Annotated in this window: 19 protein-coding genes; 8 read left to right on the forward strand and 11 right to left on the reverse strand. The window is 72.7% G+C overall.

All coding sequences use genetic code 11. The annotated features are described in order from the left end of the window. Positions 1 to 135: 135 nt before the first annotated feature. The 3 genes from ABZ449_RS38295 to ABZ449_RS38305 form a co-directional block, all read right to left on the reverse strand. On the reverse strand, positions 136 to 1,329 hold the full coding sequence (locus ABZ449_RS38295; protein ID WP_360355665.1) for an RtcB family protein: 1,194 nt from the start codon (positions 1,327 to 1,329) through the stop codon (positions 136 to 138). Positions 1,330 to 1,670: 341 nt separating this feature from the next. Then, positions 1,671 to 3,035, reverse strand: coding sequence for a pitrilysin family protein (locus ABZ449_RS38300; RefSeq protein ID WP_360355711.1), 1,365 nt, complete (start codon positions 3,033 to 3,035; stop codon positions 1,671 to 1,673). A 20-nt stretch (positions 3,036 to 3,055) separates the two neighbouring features. Then, complete coding sequence (locus ABZ449_RS38305; protein WP_360355668.1) at positions 3,056 to 4,402, reverse strand: pitrilysin family protein; 1,347 nt, start codon at positions 4,400 to 4,402, stop codon at positions 3,056 to 3,058. Positions 4,403 to 4,711: 309 nt separating this feature from the next. On the opposite strand from ABZ449_RS38305, the gene ABZ449_RS38310 reads away from it, so the two are divergent. From ABZ449_RS38310 to ABZ449_RS38335, 6 genes are all read left to right on the forward strand, one after another. After that, the gene (locus ABZ449_RS38310; protein ID WP_360355670.1) at positions 4,712 to 7,162 is read left to right on the forward strand and encodes a DNA topoisomerase IV subunit A; all 2,451 of its coding nucleotides are present in this window, start codon (positions 4,712 to 4,714) and stop codon (positions 7,160 to 7,162) included. Between the two features lie 166 nt (positions 7,163 to 7,328). Next, on the forward strand, positions 7,329 to 7,643 hold the full coding sequence (locus ABZ449_RS38315; protein ID WP_360355673.1) for a hypothetical protein: 315 nt from the start codon (positions 7,329 to 7,331) through the stop codon (positions 7,641 to 7,643). A gap of 28 nt (positions 7,644 to 7,671) precedes the next feature. Next, positions 7,672 to 8,934 (forward strand): hypothetical protein, encoded by a 1,263-nt coding sequence (locus ABZ449_RS38320; RefSeq protein WP_360355676.1) that lies wholly within the window; start codon positions 7,672 to 7,674, stop codon positions 8,932 to 8,934. 12 nt (positions 8,935 to 8,946) lie between these two features. Beyond that, positions 8,947 to 9,957 (forward strand): hypothetical protein, encoded by a 1,011-nt coding sequence (locus ABZ449_RS38325; RefSeq protein ID WP_360355678.1) that lies wholly within the window; start codon positions 8,947 to 8,949, stop codon positions 9,955 to 9,957. A 17-nt stretch (positions 9,958 to 9,974) separates the two neighbouring features. Continuing rightward, complete coding sequence (locus ABZ449_RS38330; protein WP_360355681.1) at positions 9,975 to 10,697, forward strand: hypothetical protein; 723 nt, start codon at positions 9,975 to 9,977, stop codon at positions 10,695 to 10,697. A 38-nt stretch (positions 10,698 to 10,735) separates the two neighbouring features. After that, positions 10,736 to 11,638 carry a sucrase ferredoxin gene (locus ABZ449_RS38335; protein WP_360355682.1) on the forward strand — a complete coding sequence of 301 codons (903 nt, stop codon included), beginning with the start codon at positions 10,736 to 10,738 and terminating at the stop codon, positions 11,636 to 11,638. A 55-nt stretch (positions 11,639 to 11,693) separates the two neighbouring features. Here the strand turns inward: ABZ449_RS38335 and ABZ449_RS38340 are convergent, their stop codons facing one another. From ABZ449_RS38340 to ABZ449_RS38350, 3 genes are read right to left on the reverse strand one after another with little or no spacing between them, the layout of a single operon-like run. Next, a complete protein-coding gene (locus ABZ449_RS38340; protein WP_360355686.1) occupies positions 11,694 to 12,755 on the reverse strand; it encodes an ABC transporter substrate-binding protein in 1,062 nt (353 codons plus the stop codon). A gap of 38 nt (positions 12,756 to 12,793) precedes the next feature. Further along, positions 12,794 to 13,678: an ABC transporter permease gene (locus ABZ449_RS38345; protein ID WP_360355688.1), complete on the reverse strand. Its 885-nt coding sequence runs from the start codon at positions 13,676 to 13,678 to the stop codon at positions 12,794 to 12,796. Positions 13,679 to 13,724: 46 nt separating this feature from the next. Then, positions 13,725 to 14,552 (reverse strand): ABC transporter ATP-binding protein, encoded by an 828-nt coding sequence (locus ABZ449_RS38350; protein ID WP_360355691.1) that lies wholly within the window; start codon positions 14,550 to 14,552, stop codon positions 13,725 to 13,727. A gap of 250 nt (positions 14,553 to 14,802) precedes the next feature. Here ABZ449_RS38350 and ABZ449_RS38355 point away from each other — a divergent pair, with 250 nt between their 5' ends. After that, on the forward strand, positions 14,803 to 16,398 hold the full coding sequence (locus ABZ449_RS38355) for a sensor histidine kinase (RefSeq protein WP_360355694.1): 1,596 nt from the start codon (positions 14,803 to 14,805) through the stop codon (positions 16,396 to 16,398). Further along, positions 16,398 to 17,084, forward strand: a complete 687-nt coding sequence (locus ABZ449_RS38360; protein ID WP_360355697.1) for a response regulator — start codon at positions 16,398 to 16,400, stop codon at positions 17,082 to 17,084. Before ABZ449_RS38355 ends, ABZ449_RS38360 begins: the two co-directional genes overlap by 1 nt. Before the next feature lie 181 nt (positions 17,085 to 17,265). Here ABZ449_RS38360 and ABZ449_RS38365 read toward each other — a convergent pair whose 3' ends face one another. The 5 genes from ABZ449_RS38365 to ABZ449_RS38385 form a co-directional block, all read right to left on the reverse strand. Beyond that, positions 17,266 to 19,053 carry a cation acetate symporter gene (locus ABZ449_RS38365; RefSeq protein ID WP_360355699.1) on the reverse strand — a complete coding sequence of 596 codons (1,788 nt, stop codon included), beginning with the start codon at positions 19,051 to 19,053 and terminating at the stop codon, positions 17,266 to 17,268. After that, a complete protein-coding gene (locus tag ABZ449_RS38370; protein WP_360355701.1) occupies positions 19,050 to 19,490 on the reverse strand; it encodes a DUF485 domain-containing protein in 441 nt (146 codons plus the stop codon). The genes ABZ449_RS38365 and ABZ449_RS38370 overlap by 4 nt, the downstream gene beginning before the upstream one ends. 320 nt (positions 19,491 to 19,810) lie before the next feature. After that, entirely contained in the window at positions 19,811 to 20,506 is a 696-nt protein-coding gene (locus ABZ449_RS38375; protein ID WP_360355704.1) for a response regulator transcription factor, read from the reverse strand. Further along, entirely contained in the window at positions 20,503 to 21,699 is a 1,197-nt protein-coding gene (locus ABZ449_RS38380; RefSeq protein WP_360355706.1) for a histidine kinase, read from the reverse strand. The genes ABZ449_RS38375 and ABZ449_RS38380 overlap by 4 nt, the downstream gene beginning before the upstream one ends. Before the next feature lie 26 nt (positions 21,700 to 21,725). Then, positions 21,726 to 22,211: a DUF1453 domain-containing protein gene (locus ABZ449_RS38385; RefSeq protein ID WP_360355708.1), complete on the reverse strand. Its 486-nt coding sequence runs from the start codon at positions 22,209 to 22,211 to the stop codon at positions 21,726 to 21,728. Between the last annotated feature and the right edge of the window lie 212 nt (positions 22,212 to 22,423).

The following is a 22,423-nucleotide window of genomic DNA, read 5'->3' on the forward strand; positions in this document are numbered from 1 at the left end:
CTCCGCCCCCCCCCCCCCAACCCCTCCGACCGCGCGCGGGCCCCCCCCCCCCCCCCCCGGCGCGCCCCCCCCCCCCCCCCCCCCCCGGGGGGGGGGGCCCCCCCCCCGCGGGCCCCCACCCCGATCGGCGTACGGTCAGCCCTTCACGCAGACCACCTGCTTGAGGTGGGCGACCACCTCGACGAGGTCCTTCTGCTGCTCGATGACCTTCTCGATGTTCTTGTAGGCACCCGGGATCTCGTCCACCACGCCGCCGTCCTTGCGGCACTCCACGCCCTTGGTCTGCTCGACCAGGTCCTGGGCGGTGAACCGCTTCTTCGCCGCGTTGCGGCTCATCTTGCGGCCGGCGCCGTGCGAGGCGGAGTTGAACGACGACGCGTTGCCCAGACCGCGGACGATGTAGGAACCCGTCCCCATCGAACCGGGGATGATCCCGAGGTCGCCGCTGCCGGCCCGGATCGCGCCCTTGCGCGTGACCAGCAGGTCGACTCCGTCGTACCGCTCCTCCGCCACGTAGTTGTGGTGGCAGCTGATCACCTCGTCGAAGGTGACCTCCGCCCTGGTGAACTCGCGGCGGACGACGTCCTGGAAGAGCGCCATCATGACCGCGCGGTTGTTCTTGGCGTACTCCTGCGCCCAGAACAGGTCCTGGCGGTAGGCCGCCATCTCCGGGGTCTTCGCGAGGAAGACGGCCAGGTCCTGGTCGATCAGGCCCTGGTTGTGCGGCAGCGAGCGGGCGGTGCCCATGTGGTGCTCGGCCAGCTCCTTGCCGATGTTGCGGGAGCCGGAATGCAGCATCAGCCAGACAGAACCGGAGGTATCGACACAAACTTCGCAGAAGTGGTTTCCGGCTCCGAGCGTCCCCATCTGCTGCATCGCCCGCTCGCGACGCCACTTGACGTCCTCCGCGATGCCGTCGAAGCGCTGCCAGAAGTCGTCCCAGCCGGCGGCCCGGAAGCCGTGCAGCCTGGTCGGGTCGACCGGGTCGCTGTGCAGGCCGCGGCCGACCGGGATGGCCCGCTCGATCTCGCGGCGCAGCCCGGACAGGTCGTCCGGGAGGTCGTCGGCGGTGAGCGAGGTCTTCACCGCGCTCATTCCGCAGCCGATGTCGACGCCGACGGCCGCCGGGCAGACCGCGTCCTTCATGGCGATGACGGAGCCGACGGTCGCGCCCTTGCCCAGGTGGACGTCGGGCATCACGGCGAGGCCGTGCAGCCAGGGCAGGGAGCTGATGTTGCGCAGCTGCTGGAGGGCCTGGCCCTCGACCGTCGCCGGGTCGGTCCACATCCGGATCGGCACCCGGACGCCGGGCACCTCGGTGTACGTCATGGTCGAACGACCTCCAGAGGTCGGGAGTTCACGAATGAGGAAGCTGCCGCGCGAAGAATCCCGGCGCGGCTCGGGGAAGTTCAGGAGGAGGGCTCAGACGCCCGGCACGACGGCACAGGGGGAATACGGCCGTGGGGAGCGTCGGATGACTCGCTCGACCCGCATGGTGACCGCCTCCCTTCCTTCGTCGCAGTTCGCGGCACGCAGTGCGCGGTTCGCACGTGCTGTGCGTCGGGGAACATCTATCCACGGAACGGGCACGGCCCGCAACGGATTTAACAACGCGTCCGGCCCGGCGGAGCGGGTGCTCCACCGGGCCGGACGGTGATCCGACGAACGGATCAGCTGACGACGGTGACCTCGCCGATGCCGAGCGCCCGCACGTCGTCGGCGATCACGGCGGCGTCGCCGACCAGGACGGTGACCAGCCGGTCCGGCGGGAAGGCCGCGACGACCGCCTCGGTGGCGGCGGAGGTGCGCAGTTCGGCGAGCTGCCGGTAGACCTCGGCCTGGTAGTCGTCCGGCAGGTACTGCTCGACCTGGTCGGCCAGCGTGCCGGCGACCGAGCCCGCGGTCTCGTACTTCAGCGGCGCGACGCCGACCAGGAACTGCACGGCCTCGTCGCGCTCGGCGTCGGTGAGGCCCTCGGCGGCGAGGGTGCGCAGGATGGTCCAGGTGTCGGCCAGCGCGGGGGCGGTGGAGGCGGTGTCCACCGAACCGCTGATGGCGAGCATCGCGCGCCCGCTGCCGTCGGCGGCCGAGCGCAGCGGCTGGGCGAAGGCGCGCACGCCGTAGGTGTAGCCCTTCTCCTCGCGCAGGACGCGGTCGAGGCGGGAGGTGAGGGTGCCGCCGAGGCAGTAGGTGCCGAGGGTCTGGGCGGCCCAGACCGGGTCGTGGCGGTCGGGCCCGATCCGGCCGATGAGCAGCTGGGTCTGGACGGAGCCGGGGCGGTCCACGATGACGACGCGGCCGCGGTCGTCGCCGGTGACCGGGGCGTGGACGGACGGCTCGGCCGCCGTCCCGGTCCAGGTGCCGAGGGTGCTCTCCAGCAGCGCGGGCAGGTCCACGCCGGTGAGGTCGCCGACCACCACGACGGTGCTGGTCGCCGGACGCACGTGGGCGTCGTAGAAGGCCTTGACGGCACCGCGGTCGATCGACTTGACGGTGTCGGCGGTGCCGGCGCGGGGCCGGGAGAGCCGGTCGGCGGCGTCGAAGAGCTCGGCGTACAGGGCCTTGGCGGCGCGCCGGGCGGGGTTGGCCTGCTCGTGGACGATCTCGTCCAGGCGGTTGGCGACCAGCCGCTCGATCTCCGCCTCGGGCAGCGCGGGGGCGCGCAGGGCGTCGGCGAGCAGGGACAGGCCGCGCTGGAGCCGGGAGGCGGGGACCTCCAGGGAGATCCGGATGCACGGGTGGTCGGCGTGCGCGTCGAGGGTGGCCCCGGCGCGCTCCAGCTCGGCGGCGAACTCCTCGGCGCTGAGGGTGTCGGTGCCCTCGCTGAAGGCGCGGGCGAGGATGCCGGCGATGCCGTCGAGGCCGTCGGGCTCGGCGGCGAGCGGGGCGTCGAGCAGGACCTCGACGGCGACCAGCTGCTGGCCGGGCCGGTGGCAGTGCAGGACGGTGATGCCGTTGCCGAGGGCGGCCCGCTCGGGGGCGGGGAAGTCCCAGGGGCTGGGCGTGCCCGGCCGGGGCTGCGGGTGGAAGGTCATGGCGGGGACGTAGTCGGTGCTCATACGGCGGCACCCTCCTCTTCGGAAGCGGCGTCGGAGTCGGCGTCGGTCTCGGCGGCGGTCGGCTCGTAGACGAGGACGGCCCGGTTGTCGGGGTGGAGCCGGGCCTTGGCGACGGCCTGGACCTCCTCGGCGGTGACGTCGAGGACCTTGGGGAGGGCGTCGTTGAGCAGCTTGGGGTCGCCGAACAGGACGGCGTAGCGGCACAGTTCGTCGGCCCGGCCGGCGACGGTGGTCAGCCGGTCGAGCCACTCGCGCTCGATCTGGGCCTGGGCGCGTTCGAGTTCCTCGGTCGTGGGGCCCTCGGCGGCGAAGCGGGCGAGCTCCTCGTCGACGGCGGTGCCGATCTGCTCGACGGTGGCGTCGCCGGAGGTCTTGACGTCGAGCCAGCCGAGGCTGGGGGCGCCGGCCAGCCGCAGCAGGCCGAAGCCGGCCGCGACGGCGGTGCGGTCGCGGCGGACCAGCCGGTTGTAGAGGCGGCTGGACTCGCCGCTGCCGAGGATGGTGAGGGCGAGGTCGGCGGCGTCGGCCTCGCGGGTGCCGTCGTGCGGGAGGCGGTAGGCGGCCATCAGGGCGCGCGAGGGGACGTCCTCGTGGATCTCCTCGCGGATCTCGCGGCCGATGGTCTCGGGGAGTTCGCCCGAGCGCGGGGGCTGCTTGCCGTCGTGCGCGGGGATGGAGCCGAAGTACTTCTCGACCCAGGCGACGGTCTGCTCGGGGTCGATGTCGCCGACGATGGACAGGACGGCGTTGTTGGGCGCGTAGTACGTCCGGAAGAACGTGCGGGCGTCCTCCAGGGTGGCCGCGTCGAGGTCGGCCATGGAGCCGATCGGGGTGTGGTGGTACGGGTGGCCGTCGGGGAACGAGAGCGCGGTGAGCTTCTCGAAGGCGGTGCCGTACGGGACGTTGTCGTACCGCTGGCGGCGCTCGTTCTTGACGACGTCGCGCTGGTTCTCCATGGACGCCTCGTCGAGCGCGGCGAGCAGCGAGCCCATCCGGTCGGCCTCCAGCCAGAGGGCGAGCTCCAGCTGGTGGGCGGGCATGGTCTCGAAGTAGTTGGTGCGCTCGAAGCTGGTGGTGCCGTTGAGCGAGCCGCCGGCGCCCTGGACGAGCTCGAAGTGCCCGTTGTTGGAGACGTTGGCCGAGCCCTGGAACATCAGGTGCTCGAAGAGGTGGGCGAGGCCCGTGCGGTCCTTGACCTCGTGGCGGGAGCCCACGTCGTACCAGAGGCAGACGGCGGCGACCGGGGTCAGGTGGTCCTCGGAGAGGACGACGCGCAGGCCGTTGGCCAGGCGGTGCTCGGTGATGGCGATGCCTCGGCTGGAGGCGGGGGCCGGGTTGGCCATGCGCTCGGGTCCTTCCCGTCGTCGATGTCGGGGGTTCGTGTGGCGTCCCCCATTGTGGTGCAACGTGCGGGAGCCGTGTTCGTGTCCGCGCGGACGGGGGCGTTCGCCAGGGGCGGAAGAGGGCCGCTGACCGGGACTGTCGGCACGAGGGTCCACAATGGGGGCGCCGCGCCCTGTCGGCGGCACCCGGTTGACGGGTCCGGCGACGGGACGGTGCGGAGACGACCGACGACCGCCCCCGGGCGTTCGGCGTCCGAACCGACGACCGACCGAGACACAGCCAGCGACACGTAAGGGAGCCCCGCCGCGATGGCCCGCCGCAGTTCGCAGACCCCGCCGCCCGGAGACTTCGAGGAGCGGATCCTCGACGTCGACGTCGTGGACGAGATGCAGGGCTCCTTCCTGGAGTACGCCTACTCGGTGATCTACTCGCGTGCGCTGCCCGACGCGCGGGACGGCCTGAAGCCGGTGCACCGCCGGATCCTCTACCAGGCCAACGAGATGGGCCTGCGCCCGGAGCGCGCGCACGTGAAGTGCGCGCGCGTGGTGGGCGAGGTGATGGGCCGGCTGCACCCGCACGGTGACGCGTCCATCTACGACTCGGTGGTGCGCATGGCGCAGCCGTTCTCGATGCGCCTGCCGCTGATCGACGGCCACGGGAACTTCGGTTCGCTGGGCAACGACGACCCGCCGGCCGCGATGCGCTACACCGAGTCGCGGCTGACGGCCGCCTCGATGGCGATGGTGGAGTCGATTCACGAGGACACCGTCGACTTCGGCCCGAACTACGACGGCAGCGAGCAGGAGCCGCTGGCGCTGCCGGCCGCGTTCCCGAACCTGCTGGTGAACGGCGCGACGGGCATCGCGGTGGGCATGGCGACGAACATGCCGCCGCACAACCTGTCCGAGGTGGTGGCCGCGGCCCGGCACCTGATCAAGCACCCGAACGCCGACCTGGACACGCTGATGCGCTTCGTGCCCGGTCCGGACCTGCCGACGGGCGGGCGGATCGTGGGCCTGTCGGGCATCCGGGACGCGTACGAGTCGGGCCGCGGCACGTTCAAGATCCGGGCGACGACGACGGTGGAGGCGGTGACGGCCCGCCGCAAGGGCATCGTGGTCACCGAGCTGCCGTACAACGTCGGCCCGGAGAAGGTCATCTCGAAGATCAAGGACCTGGTCAACGCGAAGAAGCTCCAGGGCATCGCGGACGTCAAGGACCTGACCGACCGCGAGCACGGGCTGCGGCTGGTCATCGAGGTGAAGAACGGCTTCGTGCCGGAGGCGCTGCTGGAGCAGCTGTACAAGCTGACGCCGATGGAGGAGACCTTCGGCATCAACAACGTGGCGCTGGTGGACGGCCAGCCGCTGACGCTGGGGCTGAAGGAGCTGCTGGAGGTCTACGTCGACCACCGCTTCACCGTGGTGCGCCGGCGCAGCGACTTCCGCCGCCGCAAGCGCGAGGAGCGGCTGCACCTGGTCGAGGGCCTGCTGGTGGCCCTGCTCGACATCGACGAGGTCATCGCGATCATCCGGTCGAGTGACAACGCGCAGCAGGCGAAGGAACGCCTGATGGAGCACTTCTCGCTGTCGGAGACGCAGACCGCGTACATCCTGGACACCCCGCTGCGCCGGCTGACCCGCTTCGACCGGGTGGAGCTGGAGCAGGAGAAGGAGAAGCTGACCTCCGAGATCGCGGACCTCACCGAGATCCTGGAGTCGGACACCAAGCTGCGCAGCGTGGTGTCGTCCGAACTGGGCGCGGTGGCGAAGCAGTTCGGCACGGAGCGGCGCACGGTGCTGCTGGAGGCGGGGGCGGTGCCCTCGGCGGCGCTGTCGGTGCCGCTGGAGGTCGCGGACGACCCGTGCCGGGTGCTGCTGTCCTCGACGGGGCTGCTGGCGCGGACGGCGGACGGCGAGCCGTTCGAGGTGCCGGAGAAGCGGGCGAAGCACGACGTGATCGTGTCGGCGGTGCACGCGACGGCCCGGGCGGACGTGGGCGTGGTGACGTCCGCGGGCCGGGTGCTCAGGCTGCCGGTGATCGACCTGCCGGCGCTGCCGCCGACGCCGTCGCCGACGCTGGCGGGCGGGGCCGCGGTGGGCGAGTTCCTGCGGCTGGAGGCCGGGGAGCGGGTGCTGGCGCTGACCACCCTGGACGAGTCCTCGCCGGGGCTGGCGCTGGGCACGGTGCAGGGCGTGGTGAAGCGGGTGGTGCCGGAGTGGCCGGCGAACAAGGACGAGTTCGAGGTGATCGCCCTCAAGGAGGGTGACGAGCTGGTGGGCGCGGTCGAACTGCGCACCGGCGATGAGGACCTGGTCTTCATCGCCTCGGACGCCCAGCTGCTGCGCTACCCGGCGGGCCAGGTGCGTCCGCAGGGCCGCCCGGCGGGCGGCATGGCGGGCATCAAGCTGTCGGACGGCGCGCGGGTGCTGTCCTTCACGGCGGTGGACCCGGCGGCGGACGCGGTGGTGATCTCGGTGGCCACGGCCACGGGCACGCTGTCCGACGGCGAGCAGACGACGTGGAAGGTCACCCCGTTCGAGCAGTACCCGCGCAAGGGCCGCGCCACCGGCGGTGTGCGCTGCCAGCGCTTCCTGCGCGGCGAGGACGCCCTGTCCTTCGCCTGGGCCGGCGCCGCGCCGGCCCGCGCCGCCACCGCCAAGGGCGCCCCGGTCGACCTGCCCGAGCGCGACCCGCGCCGCGACGGCTCCGGCACCCCGGTCACCACCCCGATCGCGGTGGTCGCCGGCCCGGCGTAACGGCCCCGCACGAGCGGAGGGGCACCGGAACCAACCGGTGCCCCTCCGCTTTTTCGTGCCCGTCCGGCCGGAAGTGCGGAATGCGATCTCCGATTTCCCGGCCATGGGCCGAACTTTGCCCGGTCATGGGTTAGATTCACCGAACAGGTGCGCCATAACGCGTCACATGCCATGGGGGGACGGGGAGTTGGCCGAGGAATTCAAGATCGACATGGGCCGGATGAGAACGGTGTCCAAACAGCTGGACGAATGCGGCAACCGCATGGGGACGGTCGCCAAGAGCCTCGAAAACCTCGGAAAGGGCAAACAGCTCGGCACCGAGCGGCTCGACTCCGCCTGCAAGGGCTTCGAGGACCACTGGCACGGCGGCATCGGCCGGATGGCCAAGCTCGCCCACGGCCTGCGCGAGGGCCTGGACGCCTCGCTCAAGAACTACGGGGACAACGAGCAGGGCACCGCCAAGGGCCTCGGCGCGACCTGAGCCAACACCCAGGGGACTGACTTCCACCATGAGTGACAAGAACTGGCCGGGCCTCGGCTTCTGCCCGGCCCCGGGGGACCTTCCGGCCATCGCCAAGATGTACGCGGACGTCGACGCCGTCGCCCGCGAACTGGAGGAACTGCGCCACGCGCTCGCCGACCTCGGCTCCGAGGGCAGCGCCTGGCAGGGCGAGGCAGCCCGCAACTTCGCCGGCAAACTGGGCGAACTGCCCAAGTACCTCACCCAGGGCCACGAATCGATGGCCGCCTGCTCACGCGCCCTCAAGACCTGGCACACCCAGCTCACCGGCCTGCTCTCCACCGGCCGCACCATGGAGGCCGAGGCCATCGAACTGCGCTCCCGGCTGGGCGACATGAACGTCCAGTGCGACGCCGCGGGAAGGGCCCTGGACGCCTCCGCACAGTCCGCCGACGCGGCGGCCCAGACGAAGGCCAAGGCCGACTTCGAGGCCAAGCTCCAGGCCCAGCAGCAGCTCGTGCACCAGCTCGACGCGGTGGTCGAGCGCGGCCACAAGCAACTGACCGACCACAAGAACAAGGCCGAGGCCGCCGCCAAGGCCATCATGGAGGCCTCCCGCCACCACCCGCCGGACCCGAACTTCCTCAAGCGGATGCTGGACAAGGTGGAACACGCCTGGCAGAAGTCGCTGGACTTCCTGGCGGAGCACGCGGACGACCTGTCCAGGATCTCGGCCGGGCTGGCGATCGCGGCACTGGTGATTCCCGGGGCCGGCCCGATCCTGGGTGCCGCGGCCATGCTGACCAGCGCGGCCGCGATGGCCGGGCACGGCATCGCCAAGTCCCGTGGCCAGGACGTCTCCTGGCTGAAGATCGGACTGGACGGTCTCGGGGTGATCCCCGGAGTCGGCGCCATCAAGGGCTTCGCCACCGCCGGGAAGTCGATCACCAAGATCCAGGGCGTCGGCGTCGTCAACAAGGTGGTCAAGGCGCCGATCAGGAACCTCAAGACCTCGGTGGCCGCCGAGGGAGCCGGCGTTGCCGAGCGCACCTCGGCCGCCGGCGCGGGCCTGTTCGAGAAGACCTTGAACCCGATATCGACCAAGAGCATCGTCGGCGGGCTCAAGAAGGCGGGCGTCACCGTGGACCCCCGTACGGTCACGATCACGAACAAGGCAGGCGGAATTGTCTACGGCTCCTACAAGGCGGACCAGAAGGAGAAGGCCCGGGAGTCACACGTCGAGGCGCCGGGACCGCTTCCGAAGCCCGCATACCGCCCGGCGTCCGCGCCGTTCCTGAACGCCGTCGGCTGAGAGGAGAGACTCATGGTCAAGGACCTTCACGTGACGCTCCCCGTCTCGGGCGGGCAGCTCGCCGCCATGCCCGAGGTGGCCGAGGCGGCACGGCGGGCCGAGACGCTCTACGGCGTCACCCTGCTGAACGACGATGTGGCCCGCAACGTGGTGATCAACCACATGCGGAGGCGGGGGCAGCAGGACTGGCACGACGAGGCCGCCGGCCTCCTCGTCCTCGGTGGAATCGTGGTCTCCTTGGTCACCGGCAACTGGGCGGCAGCGATCCTGGGGGTTCCGGCCGGAATCGCAGTCTGGCTGCGGGGAAAGAATCACAGCTCCGCGAAGAACAGCGCCTCCGTGCACTTCACCGCGTACATCGGCCTGCTGAACCAGGCCAGGCGCGCGGGGATGGCGGTCCCGATTCCCTCCGAGTGGGGAGTCGACGCCGATCGGGCCGCCTGGGAGAAGGACGCCGCAGCCGCTCCGCGACCGCCCGCCGGCCCGGCCCCGTACCCCACCGCTCCGACCGCTCCGACCGCGCAGCCCGGCTCCTGGTGGCCGGCCGAGGCCGTGATCGACCCGAAGTTCCCGGTGCTGCCGGTCGGCGAGCTCACCCGCCACCCGGCGCTGGCCGGCCGGGCCCGTGATCTCGGCGCTCCGCACGGTCTCGACTTCCTGGACGAACAGGCCGTCCGGGGGCTGCTCACCGCCGTGAAGCGGTCCCGCCAGTCGATCAGCATGTGGGGCAGGATCTTCATCATCACCGTGGTCATCGGCCTGGTCGTCGCCCCCACGGGCATGGATCCCGCCGGTGCCGAGTACCGCCGGCAGCTCACCTCCCTCGGTATGGGGCTGATCGCCGTCGGCGTGCTCGCCGCCCTCCCCGCGTTGAAGGAGCTCTGGACCTGGCACCGCTCCGGCCTGCGCGACCGGGCCGACGCCTACCTCGACCTGCTCGTCGAGGCCCGCGCCCACGGTGTCCCGGTCCCCGTCCCGCCGTCGTGGCTGGACGTCCGCAACCGGATCCGCAAGCCCTCATGACCTCCGTGGAAGGCCCGATGTCCGACGTTCCGACAGCCACCGAGGACACCCGGCTCCAGATCCGCTTCGTCGTCCCGCCCGCCTTCCACGAGGTCCCGGTGCTCGGCACCGACGACCAGGTGGCCGAGGAGCTCTGGGAGCTGGTCTGCGAGGTGCTGGCGTCCCGGTCCGAGGAGGTGCGGGTGCGCTGGGCGGTGGCGCTGGCCGGGCTGATCCCGCCGATGGCCGAGGCCGGGGTGGTCCACGCCGGGATGTGCCTGGTGGACGTGGACGGCCGCCCGAGCACGGCCTCGATCGTGGCCTCGGTGTGCCCGCTGGTCGGGACCGACTACGCGGGTGCGGTGGACTTCCTGCTCTCCCGGCTGGCCCGGTCCCGTCCGGAGGCGGAGGTGACGGCGGTCGAGCTGCCGGCCGGGCGGGCGGTGGCGGTGATCGACGCCGTGGCGACCCCGCTCGACGACGGCTCGACCCCGCTCGACGGCCTGGCGGTCCCGCTCGTCGACGGGGTGCTGACCACCTCGGTGATCCAGGTCCACCTGCCACTGCCGAACGAGTCCCAGCTGCTCTCTCTGGAGCTGAGCACCCCCTGCCCGGAGGACTGGGTGCTCTACTCGGAGCTGTTCGCCGGCGTGGTCCGCAGCATCCACCTGGAGTTCGCCGACCTGCCGACCGTCTCCGAGCCGCTGTACGACACGGTGGACGAGGCGGTCGCGCAACGGGTGAAGGCGGCGTTCGGGTGATCGAGTGAGGGCGATCAGGTGAGGGTAGCCTTGCCGGAGTGAGCACCTGTGCGACCGTGTCGCGTGAACTTTCGGAGCCGCTGGCCGCGACGGCGGCGGTGGCCAGCACCTGGCTGCTGGTGGAGCAGAACGGGCCGTGGGGCGCGAAGGCGCTGGGCGAGAGCCATCTGGATGCGGCCGTCGGGCGGGCGCTGGAGGCGGCCGCGGCAGGGACGGGCGTGCGGGTGGCCCTGATCCGGCGGCCGGGGCGGCACGCCGACTGTCTGCCGACCGCGCGCCACGAGGTGCTGGTGGCGCACGCCGTTCCGGGCCGCGGCTGGGTGCGCCGGGCGGCGGTGGCGGATCCGGCGGAGCTGCTGGGACTGGACTTCGCGGCGCTGGGCGCCGGTGACCACACCGGTTTCGGCACCGAGCACGTCGGCGGCCCGGTGGCCCTGGTGTGCACCAACGGTCGCCGGGACCGCTGCTGCGCGCTGCTGGGCCGTCCGCTCGCGGCGGAGCTGGCGGCGGCCGGGCACAGCGAGGTGTGGGAGGTCACCCACCTGGGCGGGCACCGCTTCTCCCCCACGATGCTGGTGCTGCCGTACGGCTATGCGTACGGGCGGCTGACGCCGGAGACCGCCAAGGAGGTCCTGTCGGCGACGGCGGCCGGGCACGTGGTGCCGGAGTGGTCGCGGGGCTGCTCGGGCTGGGAGCGTCCGGGCCAGGCGGCCGAGCACGCGGTGCGGCTGGCCACCGGCGAGACCGGGGTGGACGTGCTGACGCTCACCCAGCGGCCGGACGGCGAGGGCCGCTGGCTGGTGACGGTGCTGCACCGGGACGGCCGGTCCTGGGAGGTGGACGTGATCGAGGCGGTCAGCGAGCCGGCGCGTCCGGAGAGCTGTGGCAAGGCGGCGGGGACGCCCTCGCGCATGGACGTGCTGTCGGTCCGCGGCGCGTGAAAGCGGCCCCGCGCCCGTGGGGGTGGGCGCGGGACCGCAGGATCGGTGGCGGGGCTCAGCCCGCGGCCTTGGCGACGAACTCCGTGGTGTAGGTCTTCGCCAGGTCGATCGTCCCCTCCTTGCCCTTGACGTCCGGGTGGAACGCGGCGAGCACCGAGAGCACCGTCTTCGGCCCGTCGGCCGGCATCACGCCGTCCGTGGTGAACATCGGCAGCGTGGCCTTGATCGCCGCCGCGTACTGCTCGGCGCCGCCCTGCGCGTAGTCGGCGGGCATCTGCGCGGCGATCTCCTCGGGGCTGTGGGCGGCCATCCACTTGAGGGTCTTCACGAAGGCGTTGGCGAGCTTCTGGGTGGTGTCCTTGTTCTTCTCCACCCAGTCGGTGTTCATGTAGAGCGACGAGGACGGGTACAGCCCGCCGAGCGCCTCGCGGGAGCCCTCGGGGGTGCGCATGTCGTACAGGACCTTGCCGAGGCCCTTGTCCAGGATGTTCGCGACGGTCGGGTCGGTGGTCATCCCGGCGTCGATGCTGCCCTGCTGGAGCGCGGCGATGAAGGTCTGGCCGGCGCCGACCGCGATCGGGCTGAACTCGCTGACGGCGGTGCCGTTCTTGACCGCGAGGTACTTGGTGAGGAAGTCGGTCGAGGAGCCGATGCTGGTGACGCCCAGCTTCTTCCCCTTGAAGTCGGCACCGGACCTGATGGCGTCGGCCTGCTTGGTGGAAACCACCTCGACCTCGCCGGGCGCCTGGGCGAACTGCACGACGGACTCGACCTTCTTGCCCTTGGCCTGGAGGTCGATGGTGTGGTCGTAGAAGCCGACGGCGCCCTGGACGTCCCCGGCGAGCAGCGCGGTGGTGGCGTTGACGCCGGCGGGCTCGGTCATCAGCTCGACGTTGACGCCGGCGTCGGCGAAGTAGCCGAGCCGCTGGGTGAGCATCGCGGGCAGGTAGATGACCTTGTCCAGGCCACCGACCATGATCTTGACCTTGGGCCCGTCGACCTGCTGCCCGGCGGGGGCGGCCACCGCGCCGTGGCCGGCGGTGGCGGCGTCGTTGGCGCAGGCGGAGAGCGGGAGGAGCAGGACGGCGGCGAGGGCGGCTGCGGCTGGTCTGCGCATGGGTGGGGGTGCCTCTCTGTTCTGGCGGCGGGGGGAGTTCAGCGGCCGTCGCCCGCGTCGGCGGGCTTCCAGCGGAACAGCTTCTTCTCGGCGAAGGTCAGCAGTCCCTCGGTGAGCAGCGCGACGACGGCGAGGATGGTCATGGCCGCGTAGACGCCGGCCGCGTTGAAGGTGCCCTGGGCGGCCGCGACGAGCAGGCCGAGGCCCTTGGTGGCGCCGATGTACTCGCCGACGATGGCGCCGATCAGCGCGAAGCCGAAGCTGACGTGCAGGCTGGTGAAGATCCAGGTGGTGGCCGCGGGGATGACCACCTGGAGGGTGACCCTGCGGTTGTCGGCGCCCAGGATGCGGGCGTTGGCGACGAGGTTGCGGTCCACCTCGCGGGCGCCCTGGAAGGCGTTGAAGAACACCGGGAAGAACACCAGCACCACCGCGGAGGCGACCTTGGAGGCCGGGCCCAGGCCGAACCAGATCAGGAAGATCGGTGCGAGCACGATCCGCGGAATGGCGTTGAGCACCTTGATGTACGGCCCGAGGACGTCGGCCAGGAAGCGGACCCGGCCGAGCGCGATGCCCAGCAGCACACCGCCGATGACGCCGATCACCCAGCCGGTGAGGGCCTCGTACAGGGTGTAGCCGATCTGCTCGCCGAGCGAGCCCTGCGCGGTGCCGTGGGTGGTCCACTGCCAGATCTGGTCCCAGATCCTGGACGGCTGGGAGAAGTTGAACGGGTCGATGACGTCCGTACGGGCGCAGACCTCCCACAGCCCGAGGAAGGCCACCAGTACCGCGACCCGGGCGCCGAGGACACCCAACTTCCGGTTGCGGGCGGCCCGTTCACGGGCCTCGGTTCTCGTCGTGACGGCCGGGGGCTTCCCGCCGGCGGCCGGCCCGGACGCCGGCGCCGGCCCGGTTCCGGGCACGGACCCCGCTCCGGGCTCGGCCCCGGACGCGGACACGGACTCTGTCTCAAGCGGCACGACCCGCTCCTCTCTCCCGGGTGATGCGCACCTCTTCGCCGAGCGAGGCCCAGATCTCGCGGTACAGCTCGACGAACCTCGGTTCCAGTCGGACGGCCTCCACGGTGCGCGGACGCGGCAGGTCGACGGTGAAGATCTCCTTGACGGTGGCCGGTCCGGCCGTCATGACGACGACCCGGTCGGCGAGCGCGATGGCCTCGTCCAGGTCGTGGGTGACGAAGACGACCGAGGCCGCGTTCCGTGCGGAGCCGGCCCCCGCCCACAGCTCCAGCAGCTGGTCCGACATCAGTGCCCGGGTCTGCACGTCCAGCGCCGAGAACGGCTCGTCCATCAGCAGGATCGCCGGGTCGTTGACGAAGGTCTGGGCGAGCGCGACACGCTTGCGCATACCGCCGGACAGCTGGTGCGGGTAGCGGTCCTCGAAGGCCGCCAGGCCCACCCGGGCGAGCCAGTCCCGGGCCCGGTCCCGGGCCTCGGCGGCGGGCACGCCGCGAAAGCGCGGGCCGGCCATCACGTTGGACAGCACGGTGCGCCAGGGGAAGACGGCGTCCTGCTGGAAGACGAACCCGACCTTGGGGTCGATCCCGCGCACGGGCTCGCCGTACACCCGGACCTCGCCCTCGGTGGGCTCCTCCAGGCCGCTGACCAGCGTCAGCGTGGTGGACTTGCCGCAGCCGGTGGGGCCGACGACGGCGACGAACTCGCCTTGGGCGACGGTCAGATCGAGATCGCGGACGGCGGTGTGCAGCGCCCCGGAGGGGGTGCGGAACCGTTTGGTCGCGCCGGTCAGCTCGATCGCCGGGGTGGTGTTGCTCATGTCGATCCTCCCGGGTCTGTGCCTGCCCCGGAAAGGTAGGAGCGGGTCCGGCCCCGGCGGGAGCCTTCTCCGCGTAGTGCGACTTCTCCGCATAGAGGGGTGTTCTGCTCGTTTTGCTTCCGCTACAACTGCGGGGACGCGGCTGACAGGAACATCCCGGAAACGTAGGGTGTCCCGACCCCACCCACCGGCGGCCCCGACCGCCCTCCGAGGACGCCCGATCCCCCGCAGCCGCCGAGAGGAGGCCCGGATGAAGCTCCCCCGTGGACCCCGCCGGGTCTTCGCCCAGTTGCTGCTGAGCCAGACCGTCGTCACCGTCGGTGTCACCGCCGTGACCGCGGGGCTGTTCCTGGCCCCGGTCAGCAGCGAGCTGGACCACGACGCGATGCAGCGAGCGCTGTCGATCGCCCAGGCCACCGCCACCGACGAGAACATCGCCCGGGCGGCCGCCGGCCGCGACGTGGTGGCCGCCCAGCGCAACGCCGAGCAGATCCGGCTGGCCACCGGCGCCAGTTTCGTGGTGATCACCGACCGGGACGGCATCCGGCTCTCGCACACCGACCCGGGCCGGATCGGCCAGCGGGTCAGCACCGATCCGGAGCCCGCCCTCAGCGGCCGCAGCGTCACCGCCATCCAGGAGGGCACCCTGGGCCGCACCGCCCGCGGCAAGGTGCCGCTGCGGATGGCGGACGGCCGGATCGTCGGCGAGGTGTCGGTCGGCATCAGCGACGACTCGATCCGCCGCCGGCTGCTGACGATGCTCACCGGCATCCTGCTGTGCGCGGGCGCCGGCCTGGCCGCCGGGACGCTCGCCACCCTCCTCCTGGCCCGCCGCCTCAAGCGCCGCACCCACAACATCGCGCTGGCCGACATCTCGGCGCTGCTGGTGGAGCGGGAGGCGATGCTGCACGGCATCCGCGAGGGCATGGTGGCGCTGGACGAGCGCGGCCGGATCCGGCTGGCCAACGACGAGGCCCTGCGACTGCTCGGCCTGCCCGAGGACTGCACCGGCCACCCGATCGGCGCGGTGCTGCCGCCGGGCCGACTGGCGGACGTGCTCTCCGGGCGGATCACCGGCGCCGACCTGCCGGCCGTACGGGACGACCGGGTGCTGGTGGTGAACCGGACGGCCACGCCCGAGGGCGGCGCGGTGGTGACCCTGCGGGACCGCACCGAGCTGGAGTCGCTGGTCCGGGAGCTGGACACCACCCGCAGCCTGACCGAGGCGCTGCGGGCCCAGGACCACGAGCACGCCAACCGGATGCACACCCTGCTGGGCCTGCTGGAACTGGGCCGCCACGAGCAGGCGGTGGCGTTCATCTCGGAGCAGTCCGGCTCGCACGCCGTGGTCGCCGCACGGATCGCCGAGCAGGTTCAGGACCCGCACGTGGCGGCACTGCTGGCGGGCAAGACCTCGGTGGCGGGCGAGCGCGGGGTGCTGCTGGTACTGGCTCCGGCGGCGCACCTGCCGGACGCGGTGGTGGACGCCCGGGCACTGGTGACGGTGCTCGGCAACCTGATCGACAACGCGGTGGACGCGCTGGCCGCGGACGGCGGGGGCCGGGTGGAGGTGAGCCTGGCGGCGGCCGGGCCGACCCTGCTGCTGCAGGTCGCGGACAGCGGCCCGGGCGTGCCGGAGGAGCTGCGGGAGCAGGTCTTCGAAGAGGGGTGGACCAGCAAGGACGCGCCCGCGCACCGACCGCGCGGGCTGGGGCTGGCGATGGTGCGGCGACTGGTCGAGCGGACCGGCGGCCGGATCGTGCTCGACACCGGGCCGCTCGGCGGTGCCCGGTTCACCGTCGAGTTGCCCGAGGCCCTGCTCACCACTCGGCTCGTGGAGGCGTGATGATCGACGTACTCGTGGTGGACGACGACTTCCGGGTCGCGGACGTGCACGCCGCGTACGTGGCCAAGGTCCCGGACTTCCGGGTGACCGGCACGGCGCACTCGGCCGGGGAGGCGCTGGCCGCCCTGGAGCGCCGCCCGGTGGACCTGCTGCTGCTCGACCACCACCTGCCCGACGAGACCGGCCTGGCCCTGGTGCGCCGGCTGCGGGAACGCCAGGTCGCCTGCGACGTGATGATGGTGACGGCCGCCCGGGACGTCTCGACGGTGCACGCCGCGATGCAGCACGGCGCACTCCAGTACCTGGTCAAGCCGTTCACCTTCGCCGGGCTGCGGGAGAAGCTGGTGGCGTACGCCCAGCTGCGCCACGCGCTCGCCGCGCCCGCCCGGGAGGCCGGCCAGGACGAGGTGGACCGGCTGTTCGCGACCCTGCGCAGCGCCGCCGCCCCGGCCGGCATGCTCCCCAAGGGCCACTCGGCGCCCACCACGGACCTGGTGATGGGCGTGTTGCGACGGGCCGGCCGGCCGCTGTCGGCCCAGGAGGTCGCCGACGCCACCGGGCTGAGCCGCTCCACCGCGCAGCGTTACCTCAAGCAGCTGGAGCGGGACAGCCGGCTGCGGCTGACCCTGCGGTACGGCGACACCGGCCGGCCGGAGCACCGCTACGGGCTGCCGGCCCGGGCGTAGGAGGACGGCTCCGCGACCAGGGGGCCGAACAGCCCGCCGGACGAGGCCCGAACAGCGGCCCGGGGGCCCGGCAGCCCGCCGGACGAGGCCCGAACAGCGACCGGACACGGGTCGGACAGGATCCGGACAGGGGGGAACCCCGGCGGCCCCAGGCCCGCCGGGGTTCCCCGGGCGCGACGGCTCAGGCCGCGCCCGCACCGGTGAGGGCACGCACCTCCAGCTCGGCGAACCGGTCCGGGTCGGCGGGCTCGGACGAGGTGACCGTCCCGATCCAGCCGGCCAGGAAGCCCAGCGGGATGGAGACGATGCCGGGGTTCTCCAGCGGGAACCAGTGGAAGTCGAGGCCCGGGAACAGCGCCTCGGCGGAGCCCGACACCACCGGCGAGAAGAACACCAGCACGATCGCCGGGACCAGCCCTCCGTACACCGCCCAGACCGCGCCGCGGGCGGTGAACCGCGACCAGAACAGGCTGTACAGCAGCACCGGCAGGTTGGAGGAGGCGGCGACGGCGAAGGCCAGGCCGACCAGGAAGGCGACGTTCAGGTGCTGGGCGAAGAGGCTGATCACGATCGCCGTCGCGCCGATCCCCGCGGCGGCGATCCGGGCGACCATCACCTCCTGCTGCTCGCTGACCTCGGAGACCGACTCCTTCCCCGACCGGGAGGCCGGGACGGTCTCGCCCCGGCGGCGCCGCCCGCGGCCGTTCTTCACCTGCTCGCGGCCCGGCCGGGCGCGCCAGGCGCCGGCCCAGATGTCGTGGGCGAAGGCCGCGGAGGAGGCCAGGGTCAGCCCGGCGACCACCGCGAGGATGGTGGCGAAGGCGATCGCCGAGATCAGGGCGAACAGCACCACCCCGCCGGTGCTGCCGTTGCCGCCGCCGAGCACCAGGGCGAGCAGCGGAACGGCGGTGTTCCCGGCCGAGTTGGCGTGCCGCACCTCGGCCGAGCCGATCAGCGCGGTGGCGCCGAGGCCGAGCACGATGGCCATCAGGTAGAAGCTGCCGACCAGGCCGATCGCCCACATCGTGGAGCGGCGGGCGGCCCGCGCGGTGGGCACGGTGTAGAACCGGGACAGGATGTGCGGCAGACCGGCGGTGCCGAGCACCAGGCCGAGGCCGAGGCTGACGAAGTCCAGCCGGCTGGTGATGCTGCCGCCGTACTTGAGCCCGGGCTCCAGGTAGCGGTGCCCGGCGCCGCTGTGCTGGGCGGCCTGGCGCATCAGCTCACCGAGGTCCCCGTGGAAGCGGACCACCAGCAGCACCGTCAGCAGCACCGAACCGCCGGTCAGCAGGAAGGCCTTGATGATCTGGATCCAGGTGGTGGCCCGCATCCCGCCGATGGTGACGTAGACGATCATCAGGGCGCCGACCGCGATGATGGTCCAGGTGCGGGCGTGCGGGCTGCCGGTGCCCAGCAGCAGGGCGACCAGCGAACCGGCGCCGACCATCTGGGCCACCAGGTAGAGCAGGGTGACCACGACGCTGGCGCCACCGGCCGCGGCGCGCACCTTGCGACGGCGCAGCCGCAGCCCGAGGACGTCGGCGAGGGTGTACCGGCCGGCGTTGCGGACGAGTTCGGCGACCAGCATCAGCACGACCAGCCAGGCGACCAGGAAGCCGATGCTGTAGAGCACGCCGTCGTAGCCGTACAGCGCGATCAGGCCGGCGACGCCCAGGAAGGACGCGGCGGAGAGGTAGTCCCCGGAGAGCGCGAAGCCGTTCTGCAGCGGGGTGAAGTCGCGGCCGCCGGCGAAGAAGTCCTCGGCGGCGTTGCCCTGGCGGCCGACCCAGAGGGTGACCCCCAGGGTGACCAGGACGACGACGGCGAACAGCGCGATGGCGAGCGAGTGGTGGTCGCCGGTGGGGGCGACCGGTGGCGGGGTGGCGGTCGACACCACGGTCCGGACGGTGGTCTGCACCGCGGCCCTGGCCGCGTCGGTGGGCACGGAGGCCGTCATCAGTGTCGTCATCGCAGCTGGTCCTGGGTGTCCCAGCGCAGGCCCAGGGCGGCGCGGTCGCGCTTGGTCCGGGCGTTGCGGGCGTAGAGCCAGGCGAGCAGGAAGGTCGAGGCGAACTGCAGCAGCCCCAGCAGCCAGGCCACGTTGAGCGGACCGGCCACCGCGCGGCGCATCAGGTCGGGGGCGCCGGCCTGGGCGGCGACGAACAGCAGGTACCAGGCGAGGAAGGCACCGGTGATCGGGAAGACGAAGGTCCGGTAGCTGCGGCGGATCTGCCGGAAGGCGGCACTGGCCTGGACCTCCCGGTAGACCTCGGTCCGGTCGGCGACCGGTTCCTCGTCCAGTGGCGCGAGGGATGCGTGCGGTGCGGCCTGGGCCGCTGGATCGGCGGGGGTGCTCTGGGCGAACGGCTCGACGGCGGGCCCGTGGATCGGTGCGCCGACGGCCACAGGCTCGACGACTGCCTCGGCCGACCGGTCCGTACGGACGTGATCCGTACGGGTGGGGCCCGACTGCGCCGGTACCGCCGATCGGCGGTGCGCAGCCGATGACTCGGCGGGCTCAACGGGGGTGCCGGCGGCCGGAGCGGCCCACCAGTCGAATCGCTGCCCCTGGCCGGGGCTGCTCGTCTGCTGCTGTGGCACTGCTGCTCCTGGACGGCCGGATGTTCTGACCCGAACCATGATGGCGGCCCCTGAGCAGCGCCCCTGACCATCGCAGATACGTTCACTCGATGAGGTGATCGATCATCCGACAGACGCTCATCCGACTACTGCTGCGTCCCGGTGATTCCGTGTCGGAAGGCGTAGGCGACCGCCTGAGCCCGGTCCCGCACCGCGGTCTTGGCGAACAGATTGTTGATGTGGGTCTTCACGGTCGCCTGGCTGACGAACAGCCGTTGGGCGATCTCGGCGTTGGACAGCCCCTCGGCGATCAGCGCGAGCACCTCGGCCTCCCGCGCGGTCAGCCCGTCGGGCAGCTCCCCCGGCCGGCCGGCGGGCCGCTCGGCGGTCGCCCCGGAGCCGCCGTGCTGCCCCGAAAGCCTTTCCAGCAGCCGGAGTTGGACCTGCGGGGAGAGCCCGGCGGCACCCGAACGGACGTCCGCGATGGCCCGGGCGATCTCCTCCGCGCCGGCGTCCTTGGTGAGGTAGCCGCGCGCCCCGGCCTGGAGCGCCGGGAACAGCGAGTCGTCGTCGGCGTAGGTGGTGAGCACCACGACCTCGGTCTCCGGGTGCGCCGCGCGGATCCGCCTCGTCGCCTCGACCCCGTCGCAGCGCGGCATCCGCAGATCCATCAGCACCACGTCCGGGTGATGACGCTCCACCAGGGCGACGGCCTCCTCCCCGTCCCCGGCCGCACCGACCACCTCGATGCCGGGCAACAGCCCCAGCAGCATCACGATGCCCTCGCGCACCACCGTCTGGTCGTCCGCGACCAGCACCCGGGCCGCCCTCTCCTCCGTCATGCCGGCACCCGCAGCAGCACGCGCCACCCTCCGTCCTGCGGGCCCGCCAGCAGCGTGCCCCCGAGCAGTTCCGCGCGTTCGCGCATTCCCAGCAGACCGTACCCGCTGCCGCTCGCGGCCAGCCCCTCCGACGACGACTCACCTGCGGTTTGGCCGCGCGGCGGCCGGGTGTTGCGCACCTCCAGCTCCACCGCGCCGTCCAGGTAGCGCAGTTCGACGGAGCAGCGGGCGCCGGGCGCGTGCTTGCGGACGTTGGTCACCGCCTCCTGGGCGGTGCGCCGCACCGCGAGGGCGGCCTCGGCGGCGAGCGGGCGGGGCGTGCCGGTGACGGTGAGGGCGGCCCGCTCCCGCCCGGTCAGCTCGACCAGGAACTCCCCGACCGGGGTGAGCTCCCCGCGCAGCGCCGACAGGGCCTGCCTGGTCTCGGCCAGCCCGTCCTGCGCCATCCGCCGGGCGGCGACGACCCGTTCGCGGATCTGCTCGCGGTCCGTCCCGGCGTCCAGCATCAGCCGGGCCGCCTCCAGGTGGACGAGCTGCGCGGAGAGGCTGTGGGCGAGCACGTCGTGGATCTCCCGGGCGATCCTGGCCCGTTCGGCGAGCGCCGCGCTCTCCGCCTCGGCCGCCCGGGCGGCCCGTTCCTGGGCGAGCAGTCGGCGGGAGGTGCCGCGTGCCTCGATGTCCAGCCGCAGCAGGTAGCCGACCAGGACGGAGCCTCCGATCGTGGCGGCGATGCTGAGCCAACTCGCCGGGGAGGCGGCCGTGTACGAGCCCAGCGCGGCCGCCGCGGCGAGCAGGGCGGGCGCGGGCGGCAGCCGGATCAGGGCCGTCACGGCCAGCCCGATCCAGAGGAAGTCGGCCAGCGTGTAGGCCGACCCCTGGTTGGCGAGCCAGCCGGCGCCGACCACGGCGGCGGTCAGCAGGTACGAGAGGGCCGGGCGCTGCTCCCGGGTGGCCCGCAGGTACACCGCGCAGAGGGCGAAGGCCGCGGCCAGCCCGGCCGCCGCGACCGCCGCCGCCCAGCCGGCGTACCTGCCGCCGGAGAAGGTGCCCCAGCCGACGACGACCAGCAGGACGGTCCGGCCGACCACCGTGAGGACCCGCCGCGGTCGGCTCTCGGCCTCGCGTTCCAGTCCCTCCCGGGACGGCCAGCCGATCCGGTACCACCCGGCCACGGGTTCCTCCTCGGTGCTCACGGCGAACGGAAGTCGGCGAACGGAAGTCACTGCAGCGCGGCGGTCCGCCGTGCGGGCTCCAGAGTCCGGGCCCTCCAGTTGACCACGAGCGAGCGGACCAGCAGCAGGACCGCCATGCCGAGCATCAGCGAGCTGCCCGCCTGGTGGACGCCCAGGGCCGAACCGGTCGCGTACAGGCCGATCCGGACGGCGATCATCCCGCCCCAGGCGGCCACGGTGGCCCTGGTGCCCTTGACCAGGACGGCGCCGTCGGCGGCCCGCCAGATCCGGACGGTCCAGCCCCAGACCGATCCCATCGCGAGCACGGTGACCAGTCCGACGGCGAGCAGGGTGGCGGACAGCGCGGTGTGCTGGTGGTCGATGATCTGCGGATCGCGCAGCGCGAGCGCGCCCAGGATCAACGGCAGCAGCCAGAAGCGGCGTTCGGTGTCCAGACGCTGGACCCGCATCTGGCGCTGGGCCACCAGGACCACCACCGCGGCGATCACGAGCAGGTTGGCTACGGAGCCCATCGTGTTTCTCCGTCCCGGGGAGAGGCTTGTCACTGACCTCTCCGACGCTACGGATCCGGCGCCTCGCCCTGATCGGAGCCGGGGTGGACCCCGGGTGGAACCGGGGGGGGGGGGGGGGGGGGCCCCCCCGCCCCCGGGCCCCCCCCCCCCCCGGGGGCCCCGGGCGCGGGGAGGCCGGCGGGGGGGGGCGGGAGGGCGGGGCGGGGGCGGGG

Source organism: Kitasatospora sp. NPDC005856, from assembly GCF_040629945.1.
Classification (GTDB): Bacteria; Actinomycetota; Actinomycetes; order Streptomycetales; family Streptomycetaceae; genus Kitasatospora.

Coding starts and splice junctions, on each gene's coding strand:
- ABZ449_RS38295 (WP_360355665.1), bottom strand. CDS start 1,329: ATGACGTACACCGAGGTGCCCGGCGTCCGGGTGCCGATCCGGATGTGG.
- ABZ449_RS38300 (WP_360355711.1), bottom strand. CDS start 3,035: ATGACCTTCCACCCGCAGCCCCGGCCGGGCACGCCCAGCCCCTGGGAC.
- ABZ449_RS38305 (WP_360355668.1), bottom strand. CDS start 4,402: ATGGCCAACCCGGCCCCCGCCTCCAGCCGAGGCATCGCCATCACCGAG.
- ABZ449_RS38310 (WP_360355670.1), top strand. CDS start 4,712: ATGGCCCGCCGCAGTTCGCAGACCCCGCCGCCCGGAGACTTCGAGGAG.
- ABZ449_RS38315 (WP_360355673.1), top strand. CDS start 7,329: ATGCCATGGGGGGACGGGGAGTTGGCCGAGGAATTCAAGATCGACATG.
- ABZ449_RS38320 (WP_360355676.1), top strand. CDS start 7,672: ATGAGTGACAAGAACTGGCCGGGCCTCGGCTTCTGCCCGGCCCCGGGG.
- ABZ449_RS38325 (WP_360355678.1), top strand. CDS start 8,947: ATGGTCAAGGACCTTCACGTGACGCTCCCCGTCTCGGGCGGGCAGCTC.
- ABZ449_RS38330 (WP_360355681.1), top strand. CDS start 9,975: ATGTCCGACGTTCCGACAGCCACCGAGGACACCCGGCTCCAGATCCGC.
- ABZ449_RS38340 (WP_360355686.1), bottom strand. CDS start 12,755: ATGCGCAGACCAGCCGCAGCCGCCCTCGCCGCCGTCCTGCTCCTCCCG.
- ABZ449_RS38350 (WP_360355691.1), bottom strand. CDS start 14,552: ATGAGCAACACCACCCCGGCGATCGAGCTGACCGGCGCGACCAAACGG.
- ABZ449_RS38355 (WP_360355694.1), top strand. CDS start 14,803: ATGAAGCTCCCCCGTGGACCCCGCCGGGTCTTCGCCCAGTTGCTGCTG.
- ABZ449_RS38360 (WP_360355697.1), top strand. CDS start 16,398: ATGATCGACGTACTCGTGGTGGACGACGACTTCCGGGTCGCGGACGTG.
- ABZ449_RS38365 (WP_360355699.1), bottom strand. CDS start 19,053: ATGACGACACTGATGACGGCCTCCGTGCCCACCGACGCGGCCAGGGCC.
- ABZ449_RS38375 (WP_360355704.1), bottom strand. CDS start 20,506: ATGACGGAGGAGAGGGCGGCCCGGGTGCTGGTCGCGGACGACCAGACG.
- ABZ449_RS38385 (WP_360355708.1), bottom strand. CDS start 22,211: ATGGGCTCCGTAGCCAACCTGCTCGTGATCGCCGCGGTGGTGGTCCTG.